This window comes from Mycobacterium nebraskense, from assembly GCF_002102255.1.
GTDB classification, from domain to species: Bacteria; Actinomycetota; Actinomycetes; order Mycobacteriales; family Mycobacteriaceae; genus Mycobacterium; species Mycobacterium nebraskense.
Map to the genome: position 1 here is coordinate 69426 of NZ_LQPH01000144.1, position 13318 is coordinate 82743.

Consider the following 13318-nt stretch of genomic DNA (forward strand, 5'->3'; position numbering starts at 1 on the left):
CTTGTAACGGACTGGCAACTACTCGGGTACTGCAACAAACGCTGTCTTCGCTGTGTTTCAGCGGACCGTCAAGCCCCCACATTCCCGTCTTGCGGCCGTCGGGGTCGAATGACCTGGTGAGCCGATTTCGGGTGGTGAACCAGGCCCCGGGCGGCCTGGTGAACCTGGGATCTGCCGGTGCTCGAAACACTACACCTAGTGGCTGACAAGATATCGAGATACAAGATGTTCGGAATAACATTTCTGAAATTCCCTGGTCGCGAGGCCTCTGCGCGACACGCGCTCGGCGTGTCGCAGGTCACATTCTTCGTCGAAGCCGCCATGCGAATCGTTGTATCACCGGCCACCGACAAGTCCCGGTGGGGCCGCCGCGTTCCACCCGCCCGGTCCGCCGCCAGCAAAGCCGCCAGCCGGGGCTGGCGGCTTCTGCTATTCGGTTACGACAAGCTCGCTGGTCGCCCCGCGACCGGCTTGTTGACTTCTGCCAATTAGCCGACTTCGGCGACCAACTTCCCGACCGCATCGCGCACATTCCCCGAGAGCTCGGCGTGCTCCGCGGGCGCCTTGCCCTCCAGGGTTTTGAACGGCACCGAGAGCTTGATCGACTCGACCACCCGGGCGCCGGCAATCCCGAACGACTTACGGGTTTCGTCGTGCGCCCATACCCCGCCGTACTGGCCGAAGGACCCCCCGATGACGGCCAGCGGCTTGCCTTTCAGCGCGCCGTTGCCGAACGGGCGCGACAGCCAGTCGATCGCGTTCTTGATGACGGCCGGGATGCTGCCGTTGTATTCCGGGGTCACCACCAGCGCGGCGTCCGCGTCGGCCGCCGCGGCGCGCAGCGCGGCCACCGGCGCCAGCGGCGGGCCGTCGGCGCCCATCGCGTCGTCGATCTCCTCGTTGTAGAACGGCAACTCATTGAGCCCTTCGAAGATCGTGACGGTGACATCGTCTGGCGCGACTTCCGCCGCCAGCTCGGCGATCTGTCGGTTCACTGACGCCGCCCGCAGGCTCCCCACGAACGCCAAGATTTTGATTGCCACTGCTGGAGTTCCCTTCGGTTGTTGGTCTACGTCCTCGCATGCCCCAACCGGACCGCAGTCCGATTTATTCCGACGGCGCTAAGGTGCAGTAATGAGCGAGCGGTTGGACCAGTTGCCCGTGTGCGCTCCGCAGGTGATCCACCAAGAGCGGGGCGACGCGGCGCGCAACCGGGCGCTCTTGCTCCAGGCTGCCCGAAATCTGATCGCCGAGCGCGGCGCCGACGCCGTCACCATGGACGACGTCGCGGCTGCCGCCGGTGTCGGCAAAGGTACGTTGTTTCGCCGCTTCGGCAGCCGCGCCGGCTTGATGATGGTGCTGCTCGACGAGGACGAGCGAACCAGCCAGCAGGCTTTCCTATTCGGACCGCCCCCACTGGGACCTGACGCTCCCCCGATGGACCGGCTGGCGGCATTCGGCCGGGAACGGATCTGCTTCGTCCATGCCCATCGCGAACTGCTGTCGGAAGCCCACCGCGATCCGCAGACTCGCTACAGCGCGCCCGTCTTGGTACACCACACCCACGTCCGGGTGTTACTCCAGGCGGCGCACACCACCGGCGACCTCGACGTTCAGACCGATGCCCTACTGGCTCTGCTCAATGTGAACTATGTCGAGCATCAGCTCAACGATCGCGGCCATACCCTCCAAACATTGGGTGATGCCTGGGAAAGCTTGGCGCGCAAGCTCTGTGGCCGGTGATGAGTTCCGCCTGGGTCCTGCATGTCGACCTCGACCAGTTTCTGGCGTCGGTGGAACTGCGGCGCCACCCCGAACTGGCCGGGCTGCCGGTCATCGTCGGCGGCAGCGGCGATCCATCCGAGGCGCGCAAGGTCGTCACCTGCGCCTCCTATGAGGCCCGCGAGTTCGGTGTGCACGCGGGGATGCCGTTGCGGACCGCCGCTCGCCGCTGCCCCGACGCCACGTTCTTACCGTCGGATCCAGCCGCCTATGACGCGGCGTCCGAACAGGTGATGGGGTTGTTGCGCGATTTGGGACACCCGGTCGAAGTTTGGGGCTGGGACGAGGCGTATGTCGGGCTGAAAGGCGACGCGGCGGCCGATCCGAACGAAGTGGCCGAAGAGATCCGGACGGTCATCTCGTCGGAAACCGGGCTGTCCTGCTCGGTCGGAGTCAGCGACAACAAACAGCGCGCCAAGATCGCGACCGGCTTCGCCAAGCCGGCCGGCGTCTTCGTCCTTACCGACGCGAACTGGATGAATGTGATGGCCGACCGCCCCGTCGACGCGCTGTGGGGCGTCGGCCCCAAGACGGCGAAAAAGCTTGCCACGCTGGGGATAACGACGGTGTGGGAACTCGCGCACAGCGACGCCGAGCTGCTGACGTCCACCTTCGGCCCGCGCACGGGTCTGTGGCTGCTGCTGCTGGCCAAGGGCGGCGGCGACACGGAAGTCAGTGCCGAGCCATGGGTTCCGCGCTCCCGCAGCCACGTCGTGACGTTTCCGCGTGATCTCACCGACCGCGCCGAAATGGATTCGGCGGTAACGGAATTGGCCCGCCGAGCACTCGAGGATGTCGTGGAAGGGGGGCGGATCGTGACCCGGGTCGCGGTTACCGTGCGAACCACGACGTTCTACACCCGCACCAAAATCCGCAAGCTGGCCGCCCCCACCACCGATCGCGACACCATCGTCGCTGCGGCGCTGCGCGTCCTGGATCTATTCGAGCTCGACCGCCCGGTCCGGTTGCTCGGAGTGCGTCTCGAATTGGTGATGCCGCGGTAGTGGAGCCGGGCCGGGCCGAAGTGCCCGCGTGAAGAACACGTTCACCTGGCGCATCGCCAGGCTATAGGGCCACCACGCCAGCCGCTTGAACGCGTAGAGCGCCCGAATGTCCTGCGACGTATAGATCAGGTATCTATTTTTCGCCACTCCGGCCAGCATCTTTTCGGCCGCTGCTTCCGGCGACACGGCATGATCACCGAATCGTTCGACCCAGCGGCTCACCGTGGGGTCGTCACGGTCGACGCCGGCGATCTCGACCGTCTTGACCAGCGGCGTCTTCACCGCGCCCGGCACCACGACCGACACCCCGATGCGGTGCCGGGCCAGGTCGAAGCGCAGCACCTCAGACAGTCCGCGCAATCCGTATTTGCTGGCGCTGTACGCCGCATGCCATGGCAGCCCGACCAGCCCGGCCGCCGACGACACGTTGACCAAATGCCCACCGTTGCGGGCCGCAACCATCGGCGGGACGAACGTCTCGATGACGTGGATCGGACCCATCAGGTTGATTGCGATCACCTTGCTCCACTGCTCGTGCGTCAACCGGTCGACGGTGCCCCAGGCCGACACTCCAGCGATGTTGAGCACGACGTCCATGCTCGGGTGGTCGCGATGGATGTCGGCGGCGAACGCGGCCACCTCGTCGTAGTTGGCGATGTCGAGGGCCCGATGTTCGGGCACCTGTGCCCCCAGCGCGCGGGCGTCGGCCACGGTGAGCTCGAGGCCGCCCCGGTCACGGTCGGTTAGATAGAGCTCGGCGCCCTGTGCGGCCAACCGCAACGCGGTGGCGCGACCGATGCCGCTGGCCGCCCCGGTGACCAGACACCGTTTGCCCGCGAAATATCCCTGCTGCCCCATTGCCGTGACGATACCGGCGGTAACGCCCTACGGACGCCCGCCCCACAGCGCGTGGAGCCACAACCGCTCGAGCACGCGCACGCGCCGGTCGCGATCACTGTCGCGGCCGGCCAGGATGGGATCGCCGGTCAGCATCAACGCGGTGGTCCCGGCCAGGGTGCGGATCAGTGTCGGCAGGTCGTCGCTGATGGGACTGGCGGTCCCGGCCTCCATCTCGGCCTCGACGATGGAGACGATCTGACCCAGCACCACCTCGAATTGTTGATCCATGAGGTTTCGGATCTCGACGTCGGTGTTGCGGGCCTCGTTGCAGGCGGTCATCACCGGGTCGTTGTGCGCGTAGACGGCCGCCGCGCTGCCGACCATGCGTTCGGCGAACTGTTCCGGCGACTCGCCCGGCTGGCGCGGTGCGAAATCCTGGGTGAGCTCTTCGAGTTCCGCCGCGGCCTCGGCCATCAGCTGGGCGAGCACGGCGTACTTGGAGTCGAAGTAGAAGTAGAAGCCGGACCGGGCCACGCCAGCCCGAAGGCTGATGGTGCTGACCGACAGCTCCGCGAATGGCTTCTCCTGCAGCAGTTCCCGCACCGCCTGCAGGATGGCCTGGCGCTGTTTGTCGCCGCGCCGCTGCCCGCCCTGTTCCGGAGTGGCGGGGTGGCTGCTCATTCCCTGACCTTGCACCACGCCGGGAAAAAAGCAAACTTGACAGCCGTCAAGTTTTTTCCGAAGGTTATAAGACAGTGACGGCTGTCACCTCGGAGGGCACGCAAAGGAGCGCGTTTATGACCGCCACGATCAGCACCCCGCAGTACCTGCTGGACCAGGCGCGGCGCCGGTTCACCCCGACGCTGAACACCATCCCGGGGATGGGTGCGATCGAGAAGCGCCTACTCGCCCACGACTGGGAAACGAAAGTCCTGGCCGAACCGCCCGCCGGCAGCGGCCTGAAGCCCGTGGTGGGCGATGCCGGCCTCCCTATCCTTGGCCACATCATCGAGATGTTCCGGGGCGGGCCGGACTACTCGCTGTTCCTCTATCAAACGCGAGGCCCACTGGTGTACCTCGACTCGCCGATCATGCCGGCGGTCACCGCGCTGGGCCCGGACGCCACCCAGGCCGTGTTCTCCAACAAGAACAAGGACTTCTCGCAGAAGGGCTGGCACCCGGTGATCGGGCCGTTCTTCAACCGGGGCCTGATGATGCTGGACTTCGACGAGCACATGTACCACCGGCGCATCATGCAGGAGGCCTTCACCCGCACCCGCTTGACCGGCTACGTCGAGCACATCGACCGCGTGGCGAGCGACATCGTCGCCAACTGGCCGACGAACGACGCGCGGTTCCTGTTCCACCCGGCGATGAAGGAACTCACCCTGGATGTCGCGTCCCTGGTGTTCATGGGGCACGAGCCGGGCACCGACCACGACCTGGTCACCAAGGTCAATCAGGCGTTCACGATCACGACGCGCGCCGGCGGCGCGATCATCCGGCAGCCGGTTCCGCCGTTCAAGTGGTGGCGCGGGCTGCGCGCCCGCAAGCTGCTCGAGGACTACTTCATCGAGCGGGTGCGGGAACGCCGCAACGCCACCGGCAACGACATGCTGACGGTGTTGTGCCACACCGAGGACGACGACGGCAACAGCTTCACCGACGAGGACATCGTCAATCACATGATCTTCTTGATGATGGCCGCCCACGACACGTCGACGTCGACGACGACCACCATGGTCTACAACATGGCCGCCAACCCGGAGTGGCAGGAGCGGGCGCGTGAGGAATCCGCGCGGCTCGGCGACGGGCCGCTGGACATCGAGGCGCTTGAGAAGCTGGAAACGCTCGAACTGATCATGAACGAGTCGCTGCGCATGGTGACGCCGCTGCCGTTCAACATGCGGCAGGCCGTTCGCGACACCGAGCTACTCGGCCACTACATCCCCGCCGGGACCAACATCACCATCTGGCCCGGCATGAACCACCGGCTGCCCGAATTGTGGACGGACCCAGACAAATTCGACCCCGAACGCTTCGCCGAACCCCGCTCCGAGCACAAGAAGCACCGGTACGCCTTCGCGCCGTTCGGCGGCGGCGCGCACAAGTGCATCGGCATGGTGTTCGGCCAGCTGGAGGTCAAGACCGTCGTGCACCGGCTGCTGCGCCGCTACCGGCTGGAGCTGGCCCGGCCGGGCTACCAGCCGCACTGGGACTACGGCGGCATGCCGATACCGATGGACGGCATGCCGATCGTGCTGCGCCCGCTGTAGGCCGGCCCGAACGCATCAGGCGATCAACCGGTTGGCGCACGCGATCACCGCGCGCAATGCCGACTGGGTTGAATCCTCCGACCAGCCCATCGCCCATTCGACACGGCCGCCGTTGCTGCCGCGGAGGAAGGTGGCGGTGCGCCCGCCGGATCGCAGCTGATGAAACTCGAGGATCTCAACCGGGATCCCGTGCTCGTGCAGCATCGCGCTGAGCGCCGCGATCGGGCCGCCGGCGGCGGCGGTTGAGGTGCTGATGCGGTCGCCCACGGCGATCATGGCCCGGAAGTTACGAACCTGCGGACCCAGCCGCCGGTCGGTGTCGGTGCACACCCAGTTGCGTAAGCGGATCGGGCCGCTCGTGTGAGCGTAGGTCGCAACGAAACGCTCCCAGGACATCGCGCCGGCGTGCTCACGCAGACCGCGGGGCAGAGGGGCGCCGAACTGCTCGGCGAACCACACCGTGGCGAGGCAGTGGGTGTCGGGAGCGCTGAACGGATCGAGCCGCTCGGGAATAGTCATGTGGCCGGTCTTCTTCGATCGAAAGGAGTGACCGACGGCAGTAGCTTCCGACCCACAGCGGGGGGTCGGTCTAGGTCAGACCCCGCTGCGGGTGCTAGCTACTACGGCACGCTCGAGAAGACGCACGAGCGACGACATTAGCCGCCTAGGGGCCTGACGTGCAACTTCGGCCAGCGGCATAACGCGTCAACCCGTCTCGAAATTAATCGGAAATTTTGGTTTACGCATGTCGAACAGCGGGTATGGGGCTCGAGGCATCCGTTCGTTGAACGGATGTGCAATTACTCCCCCTCGGAAAAATGATGAAAGAAGGCTCATCATGAAGGCAAAACGCACCATGAAACCCCTTAAAGCTGCCGCTGCGGGCGCGGGGCTAATCGCGGTGTTGGTGCTACCGACAGGATGTGCTTCATCCGCGGCCGGAAGCGGCGGGCTCGTCGGCGGAAGCAGCTCCGGGACCTGCGTGGCCGGGGTTTGCGTTCCCCTCTAGAGCCGGCTGCGTCGACCTGATTGTGACGGGCAACCCCTAGGGACCGCAGCGCGGGGGACGGTTCCCAGCGGGTTGCTTGTTGCGTATTACCCGGTCGGCCCGGCCGACGGGTCGAACCGCAGGTAGGCCTGAATGGTCGTGCCGCTGGTGGTGGTGTGCGTGCGCACCAGGTCCGAGATGGCGTTGACCAGGTACAGGCCGCGGCTGGCGGGACCGCACGGCCCCGGGTCCAGCCGGCCCACCAGCGGATCCTCGAAACATCCGGTGTCACGCGCCTCGCACACCAAATAATCGTCGTCGCGCCAGAAGGCGAGTTGGCAGGCGCCGTCGGTGTACATCAAGCTGTTGCTGGCCAGCTCGGTGGCCACCAGTTGCAGGTCCTCGATCCCGTCCTGCGACAACCCGACCCAGCCGGCGTAGTTGACGGCAAAAGACCGCGCGGGGCTGAGGTCGGCCGACTTGCTGACCAGGTAGGTGACCGCCCCCGGGTTACCGGGCAGCGGCCGGTTGCAGCGCTGCAAGGCGGCGTCGGGCGCGTAGTCGGCGCTGCACTGCAACGCACCGCCGCTCCACAGCAGCGGGTGCGTCGCGTGGGCGTCCGCGAGCACATCGTCGTCGAGCCGGCTCGCGTCGTAGAGGCACAAACCCGTCACCTGGTAGCCGTCCATGGCCCCGTTGACCAGAGCCTCGTGCTCCACGCAGGCGACCAACTCTTCCTCGGTGCGGCCGGGCCAGGCGAGTTGGCTGACGATCCGCACCCGTTGGTCGGGGTGGTCGTCGACGAAAGACCCTTCCATCGCCATGAATCGGCTCGGGTTGCGGCCGACTTCGGCGATGTCGACCATGCGCAGATCGGCCGACAACTCGCTGCCCGCGCGCAGCGCGTCATGCAACAACGCCAGCTTGTCGGACGGCACCGCAACAAGTACCGCCTCGTCCATCGCCAGCCCGTCGCTGACGAAGCGGGTCACGAAGTCCAGATACTCCTGCTGGGATTGGTAGATGAGTGCGGAGTGGACAAAGCCGAGCTTTCCGATTTCGGTGCCCGCGGTCACTCCAGCACTCTCGCTTTCGATCACTGATGCCAACCCCCTGCTGGACCGGCCGTTCACTTCCTCCCTCCCCAGTACCCGCGGCGGGCCTTCGCTATACCGCGCTGCAGATCACACCTGCGAACTCAGTACTCGCTACAGCCACCACGAGGCGGCGGCGTCCAGATGACGGCGAACGCGATAGCGGGCCAGGCTCTCGTCGCCCACCTCGATCGCGTTCACAATCCGCAGGTGAGCGTGGTGGACGGCCAGCACGTCCGCCCAGGTCGGTGGTGCCTGCCCGGTGCTCGACCAGTGCCGCCGGAACAACTCGACGATGATGCGCAGGAACAAGTCGAGCAGCGTGTTGCCGGCCAGTTGGGCCAGTCCGACGTGGAACCGGAACTCCTCCACGGCGGCGTCGGCCACATCGCCGGGCGTTTCGTCGACCTCGGACCGATGGGCGGCCAGGAACGCGGCCACCTCGGACTCGCCGCGCAGCTTGACCACCTTGGCGACGTTGTCGATCTCGATGGCGTCCCGGACGCAACGTAAGTCTTCTCGGCTCGGGTCGCGGTACTGCAGGTACAAGGCGATGGTGTCAATGCTCGCCTGCGCCCGGGGTTTGGCGATGACGAGCCCGCCGCCCGGCCCACGGCGCATGTGTGCAATCGAGTGATATTCGAGCAGCCGCACGGCTTCACGGAACACCGCGCGGCTCACCCGGTAGCGCTCCAGCATGGCCGTCTCGGTGCCGAAGACCGAACCGACCTTCCAGCCGCTGGCCGCGATGTCGTCGCCGATGGTGGCCGCCAGCATCTCCGCCAACTTCCCGCGGGGCGCCTCGATGGTGAGCGGCCGCGGCTTGCGCCGTCGACTCGCGGTGCCCGGGTGATGGTGCTGCAGCCAGGCGGTCACGGCCTCGACGTGTCGTTCGCTGAGCGTCTTGGCCCGCGCCGAGTCGCCGGAAGTGACGGCCGCGACGATCTCGGAGTGGTCGGTGTGCATCCGGTCGACCGCCTCGATGGCCTCGGTGTCGGTGTCCGTCCGCGACTGCAGGGCGTACCGGGTGGTGAGCCGCATCAGCACGTCGATAAACAGTTGCAGGACCGGGTTTTTGGATTGCTGGGCCAAGGCGATGTGAAACTCGTCCCGCGGCGTCGGCAACCCCGGTTTCCACTCTTCTTCACCCCGCAACACCGCCCGCAGCCGAGCGATGCCCGCTTCGTCGATCCGTTCCGCGGCCAGCGAAGCCGCCAGCGGTTCGAGCACCAGGCGCGCATTGAGCAGGTCGCCAAGGCTCGTGCCGAGATATTCCAGATAGATGACGACGGCGCGGGTGGCCGGGCCGGCATCGGGCTCGCAGATGATCAGCCCGCCGCCCGGCCCGCGGCGCATCCGGGCGACCTGATGGTGTTCGACGAGCCGGACCGCCTCGCGCAGCACCGAGCGACTCACTCCGAAACGCTGTTGCAGAAAGTGTTCGGAGCCCAGCGATTCCCCGGTGGCCCAGCCGCGGCGGACGATCTCCGCCTCGAGGTCCCGCGCGATCTTGGAAGCCAGTTTGTTCTCGAGGCCGGTGCTCATGTCAGGCCCAACGATGTCTTCTTGCAAGCACTTTCAGCATGTGAGCAACATGCAGCCGGCGACGGGCCCGCCCCCAACGGACACGACGCCGACGTCCGGGCGATGCGACACCTGCCGCTCCCCCGCCTCGCCACGCAACTGCAGACAACCCTCGTGCAACGCCCAGTACCCGTGCATGCGCCCGGCCGACAGTTGGCCGCCGTAGGTGTTCAACGGGAGCTCACCATCGCGGGCGATCCGCGCGCCGCCTTCGACGTAGGGCCCCGCCTCGCCGTCGCCGCAGACTCCCAGGGCTTCCAGCCACGCGATCGTGAGATAGGTGAATCCGTCGTACAGCTCGGCGACCTTGAGATCGGACGGCTTCAGGTCCGTGCGCGACCACATCTGCGCCGCCGCGTCCGACATCGCCATCTTCGGGTAGTCGTCACGGTGGAACCAGCCCCCGGCGCCGTCGGCCCCACCGATCGCCTCCACCGCCACCGCGCGGTGCGGGCAGTCACGCGCATACTCCGCGTGCGAGACCACCACCGCGATCGAGCCGTCGATCGGGACGTCGCAGTCCAGCAGCCCGAACGGGGTGGACACCGGCCGGGCGCCGAGGTAGTCGGCCATCGTCATCGGGTCGCGGTACACGGCGCGCGGGTTGAACGCGGCGTTGCGCCTGCCGTTGAGGGCCACCCAGCCCAGCTGTTGTTTGGTGGTCCCGTACAGCTCCATGTGGCGCCGGCAGTTGAGCGCCAGCCAGTTGGCGGCGGAGTAAGCGTTGGCCGCGACCAGGTCGTTGACGTCGTCCATCGCGCCGACGGCGGGACGTTCGGCGCCCTCCGGCGCCTCGAACATCCGCGCGAGCGGCGGGGCGGGCGCGTTCTCCTGCGGCTTCACCGGGACCGTGCCACCGAGCATTTGGATGGTCCGGTACACCACCACATGGCGGGCGCGGCGCTCGGCGACCGCGCGGCACGCCGACATCACCGGGCTGAGCAGGCCGCCGGTGCCGAAGCCGGACCCGCAATCGGCCGCCTCGATCCGCAGTTGGGCGTTGACCTCCCCGGCGGGGGTGTCGCCCAGCGTCGCGATGCCGTCGATGTCCGAGGCGGCCAAACCGGCGTCCTCGATGGCGGACCGCACCGCTTCCATGGTCAGCTCCAGGCCGGCGATCCCGGTGCGGCGGCCGATCCGTGAGATGCCGATGCCGGACAGGATCGCGTCCTTCTCGAAATGCGTCATGCACACCGCCCGTCAGACCATGCGTCGAATCAATTGAGTGTACTGTATTCGTCGTGCCGGACCAGCCGCTGCTCATCGAATACTGCGACAATTGCGCGCGCTGGGTGCATCCGGCGACCAACAAATGCCGCGCTTGCGGCGGCCCGCTGGTCGCTCGGCCGGTCTCCGGGCGCGGCACGGTGTTCACCTACACGGTCAACCACCACCCGTACAACCCGGAGATTCCCGTCCCGTACGTGATCGCCATCGTCGAACTCGCCGAACAACAGGGCCTCCGGGTGGCCGCCAATATCGTTGACTGCGAACCCGATTCGGTCAGGTGCGGCATGCCCGTCGACGTCCGACCGGAAAAGGGCAGCGGCGGGGCGCCACAGTTCGCACCCGCTACTTGAGCTAGTTGATCAGCGGGTCGCGCGGCATGCCGAGAATCCGCTCGGCGATCTGATTGCGGGTGACCTCCGAAGTGCCGCCGGCGATCGCCATGCCGCGGGCCCCCATCGCCAGCCGGCCCACCACCGCGCCGGGTCCATCGGTCAGCGCGACCTCGGGCCCCGACAGCGCGGCCCAGATCGCGGCGCCGTCCACCATGTGCTCGGCCAGCTTCAGTTTGGTGATGTTGCCTTCCGGACCCGGCCCCGCTCCCTCGACGCTTCGCGCGGCACGGCGCAGGTTCAGCAACCGCAGCGCGTGATCGTCGGCGAGGAAGGACCCGATCCGAATCGGAGCCCCGGCCAAGCGATCTGACTGCTGTGCGAGCTGCACCAGGGTGGACGCCAAGCCCTCGTAGAACGATCCGCTGCCGCCGATGCTGACCCGCTCGTTGCCCAGCGTCGCGCGCGCGACCGTCCACCCGGAGTTGGGCGCCCCGACCACGTCCTCGTCGGGAACGAACACGTCGTTGAAGAACACCTCGTTGAACTCCGAGCCGCCGGTGATCTGCTGCAATGGCCGCACCTCGACGCCCGGGCCCTTCATGTCGATGATCACGGTGGTGATACCGGCGTGCTTGGGGGCCTCCGGGTCGGTGCGCACGGTGGCCAGGCCGCGCGCGCAGTACTGCGCCCCGCTGGTCCAGACCTTCTGCCCGTTGATCTTCCAGCCGCCGTCCACCCGGGTGGCGCGCGTCTTGACCGATGCCGCGTCGGAGCCGGCCTCGGGTTCGGAGAAGAGCTGGCACCAGATCTCCTCCTGGCGGAGCGCCTTCTCCACGAATCTTTCGATTTGCCAATCGGTTCCGTGCTGAATCAGGGTCAGGATCACCCATCCGGTGATCGAGTAGTCGGGCCGTTTGACGCCGGCCGCGCGAAACTCCTCCTCGATCACCAACTGCTCCACCGCGTCGGCGGCGCGACCCCAGGGCTTGGGCCAATGCGGCATGACGTAGCCCGTCTCGATCAGTTTGTCGCGTTGCGCCGCCTTGTCCAGCGAGGCGATTTCCGCGGCATCCGCGTGGATCCGGGTGCGCAGCTCTTCGGCTTCGGGCGGCAGGTCCAGGCTGTTCTCCCGCTTGGCACCGGCGGCGGTGCGCTCGAAGACGTCCCGGGCCGGCGCATCACCGCCGAACAGCGCCGCGATCACGAGTGCGCGGCGCAGGTGCAGATGTGCGTCGTGCTCCCAGGTGAAACCGATGCCGCCGTGCACCTGAATGTTGAGCTCGGCGTTGCGCGCATAGGCGGGGAACGCCAGGGCCGCGGCCACCGCGGCGGCCAGCTGGAACTGGGCTTCGTCCTCGGACGCCGCACGCGAGGCATCCCATACCGCGGCGACGCCCGACTCGGCGGCCACCAGCATGTTCGCGCAATGATGCTTCACCGCTTGGAAAGTGGCGATGGTGCGCCCGAATTGCTGCCGCACCTTGGCATAGTCCACGGCGGCGTCCACGCAGTCCGCTGCGCCACCGACCGCCTCGGCGGCGAGCAACGTCCGCGCGCGGGCCAGCGCCGACGCCCGCGCGCCCGTCAAGACGTCGTCGGCGCTGACGTTCACGTTCTCGAGGCGGACGCGTCCGGAGCGCCGGGTCGGGTCGAAGTTGTTCGGCACCTCGACCGACAGGCCGGCGCGACCGCGCTCCAGCAGGATCACATCCTCGCCCGCGGCGATCAGCAGCAGCTCGGCCAGCCCGGCGCCCAGCACGATTCCGGCGTCACCGTCGGCGACCCCGTTCTTGAGTCGCACCCGGCCGTCCAGGCCGATGCCCGCGGTGACGGTCCCGTCGATCAGGCCGGGCAGCAGCCGTGACTTCTGTTCGGCGCTACCGTCTTTGGCGATCACCGCGGACGCGATCACGGTCGGCACGAACGGCCCCGGCGCCACGGCGCGGCCGAGCTCTTCGACCACCACCACGAGTTCGGGCAGGCCAAAGCCGGAACCGCCGTGCTCTTCGTCGACGTGCAGGCCGAGCCAACCCAGCTCGACCAGGTTCTGCCAGAACGGCGGCCGGGATTCCTCGGCGGCGTCGAGCAGTGACCGCGCCGCCCAGCGGGCCTTCTGCGAGGTCAGGAACGCGCGGGCGACTTCGGCGAGTTCGCGGTGGTCGTCGGTCAGTGCGATACCCATGAGGGG

General features: G+C 67.3%; 12 protein-coding genes. 4 read left to right on the forward strand and 8 right to left on the reverse strand.

Going from position 1 to position 13318, the window contains the following annotated elements; genetic code table 11:
• Positions 1-488 precede the first annotated feature (488 nt).
• A complete protein-coding gene (locus AWC17_RS19900) occupies positions 489-1043 on the reverse strand; it encodes an NAD(P)H-dependent oxidoreductase (protein ID WP_046184854.1) in 555 nt (184 codons plus the stop codon).
• A gap of 91 nt (positions 1044-1134) precedes the next feature.
• Here AWC17_RS19900 and AWC17_RS19905 point away from each other — a divergent pair, with 91 nt between their 5' ends.
• Together AWC17_RS19905 and AWC17_RS19910 are read left to right on the forward strand one after the other, a co-directional pair.
• The gene (locus AWC17_RS19905; protein WP_046184853.1) at positions 1135-1743 is read left to right on the forward strand and encodes a TetR/AcrR family transcriptional regulator; all 609 of its coding nucleotides are present in this window, start codon (positions 1135-1137) and stop codon (positions 1741-1743) included.
• On the forward strand, positions 1743-2786 hold the full coding sequence (locus AWC17_RS19910) for a DNA polymerase IV (protein ID WP_046184852.1): 1044 nt from the start codon (positions 1743-1745) through the stop codon (positions 2784-2786). The genes AWC17_RS19905 and AWC17_RS19910 overlap by 1 nt, the downstream gene beginning before the upstream one ends.
• Here AWC17_RS19910 and AWC17_RS19915 read toward each other — a convergent pair.
• The gene (locus AWC17_RS19915; protein ID WP_046184851.1) at positions 2721-3644 is read right to left on the reverse strand and encodes an SDR family oxidoreductase; all 924 of its coding nucleotides are present in this window, start codon (positions 3642-3644) and stop codon (positions 2721-2723) included. The two genes, AWC17_RS19910 and AWC17_RS19915, sit on opposite strands and share 66 nt — an antisense overlap.
• A 27-nt stretch (positions 3645-3671) precedes the next feature.
• A complete protein-coding gene (locus AWC17_RS19920) occupies positions 3672-4307 on the reverse strand; it encodes a TetR/AcrR family transcriptional regulator (protein ID WP_046184850.1) in 636 nt (211 codons plus the stop codon).
• A gap of 116 nt (positions 4308-4423) precedes the next feature.
• On the opposite strand from AWC17_RS19920, the gene AWC17_RS19925 reads away from it, so the two are divergent.
• Positions 4424-5902 carry a cytochrome P450 gene (locus AWC17_RS19925; protein ID WP_046184849.1) on the forward strand — a complete coding sequence of 493 codons (1479 nt, stop codon included), beginning with the start codon at positions 4424-4426 and terminating at the stop codon, positions 5900-5902.
• Positions 5903-5917: 15 nt separating this feature from the next.
• Here the strand turns inward: AWC17_RS19925 and AWC17_RS19930 are convergent, their stop codons facing one another.
• From AWC17_RS19930 to AWC17_RS19945, 4 genes are all read right to left on the reverse strand, one after another.
• Positions 5918-6421 (reverse strand): 2-isopropylmalate synthase, encoded by a 504-nt coding sequence (locus tag AWC17_RS19930; protein ID WP_046184848.1) that lies wholly within the window; start codon positions 6419-6421, stop codon positions 5918-5920.
• A gap of 576 nt (positions 6422-6997) precedes the next feature.
• Complete coding sequence (locus AWC17_RS19935; RefSeq protein WP_046184847.1) at positions 6998-7990, reverse strand: sensor histidine kinase; 993 nt, start codon at positions 7988-7990, stop codon at positions 6998-7000.
• Positions 7991-8098: 108 nt separating this feature from the next.
• The gene (locus AWC17_RS19940; RefSeq protein WP_046184846.1) at positions 8099-9529 is read right to left on the reverse strand and encodes a FadR/GntR family transcriptional regulator; all 1431 of its coding nucleotides are present in this window, start codon (positions 9527-9529) and stop codon (positions 8099-8101) included.
• Between the two features lie 33 nt (positions 9530-9562).
• Complete coding sequence (locus AWC17_RS19945; RefSeq protein ID WP_046184845.1) at positions 9563-10756, reverse strand: thiolase family protein; 1194 nt, start codon at positions 10754-10756, stop codon at positions 9563-9565.
• A 53-nt stretch (positions 10757-10809) separates the two neighbouring features.
• Between AWC17_RS19945 and AWC17_RS19950 the strand changes: the two genes are divergently transcribed.
• Positions 10810-11148: a Zn-ribbon domain-containing OB-fold protein gene (locus AWC17_RS19950; RefSeq protein ID WP_046184844.1), complete on the forward strand. Its 339-nt coding sequence runs from the start codon at positions 10810-10812 to the stop codon at positions 11146-11148.
• A gap of 1 nt (position 11149) precedes the next feature.
• Here AWC17_RS19950 and AWC17_RS19955 read toward each other — a convergent pair whose 3' ends face one another.
• Positions 11150-13312, reverse strand: a complete 2163-nt coding sequence (locus AWC17_RS19955) for an acyl-CoA dehydrogenase family protein (RefSeq protein ID WP_085164994.1) — start codon at positions 13310-13312, stop codon at positions 11150-11152.
• Positions 13313-13318 lie beyond the last annotated feature (6 nt).

Excerpts from the sequence above, each read along its gene's own strand:
- AWC17_RS19905 (WP_046184853.1), top strand. The coding sequence starts at position 1,135 with ATGAGCGAGCGGTTGGACCAGTTGCCCGTGTGCGCTCCGCAGGTGATC.
- AWC17_RS19910 (WP_046184852.1), top strand. The coding sequence starts at position 1,743 with ATGAGTTCCGCCTGGGTCCTGCATGTCGACCTCGACCAGTTTCTGGCG.
- AWC17_RS19915 (WP_046184851.1), bottom strand. The coding sequence starts at position 3,644 with ATGGGGCAGCAGGGATATTTCGCGGGCAAACGGTGTCTGGTCACCGGG.
- AWC17_RS19920 (WP_046184850.1), bottom strand. The coding sequence starts at position 4,307 with ATGAGCAGCCACCCCGCCACTCCGGAACAGGGCGGGCAGCGGCGCGGC.
- AWC17_RS19925 (WP_046184849.1), top strand. The coding sequence starts at position 4,424 with ATGACCGCCACGATCAGCACCCCGCAGTACCTGCTGGACCAGGCGCGG.
- AWC17_RS19930 (WP_046184848.1), bottom strand. The coding sequence starts at position 6,421 with ATGACTATTCCCGAGCGGCTCGATCCGTTCAGCGCTCCCGACACCCAC.
- AWC17_RS19940 (WP_046184846.1), bottom strand. The coding sequence starts at position 9,529 with ATGAGCACCGGCCTCGAGAACAAACTGGCTTCCAAGATCGCGCGGGAC.
- AWC17_RS19945 (WP_046184845.1), bottom strand. The coding sequence starts at position 10,756 with ATGACGCATTTCGAGAAGGACGCGATCCTGTCCGGCATCGGCATCTCA.
- AWC17_RS19955 (WP_085164994.1), bottom strand. The coding sequence starts at position 13,312 with ATGGGTATCGCACTGACCGACGACCACCGCGAACTCGCCGAAGTCGCC.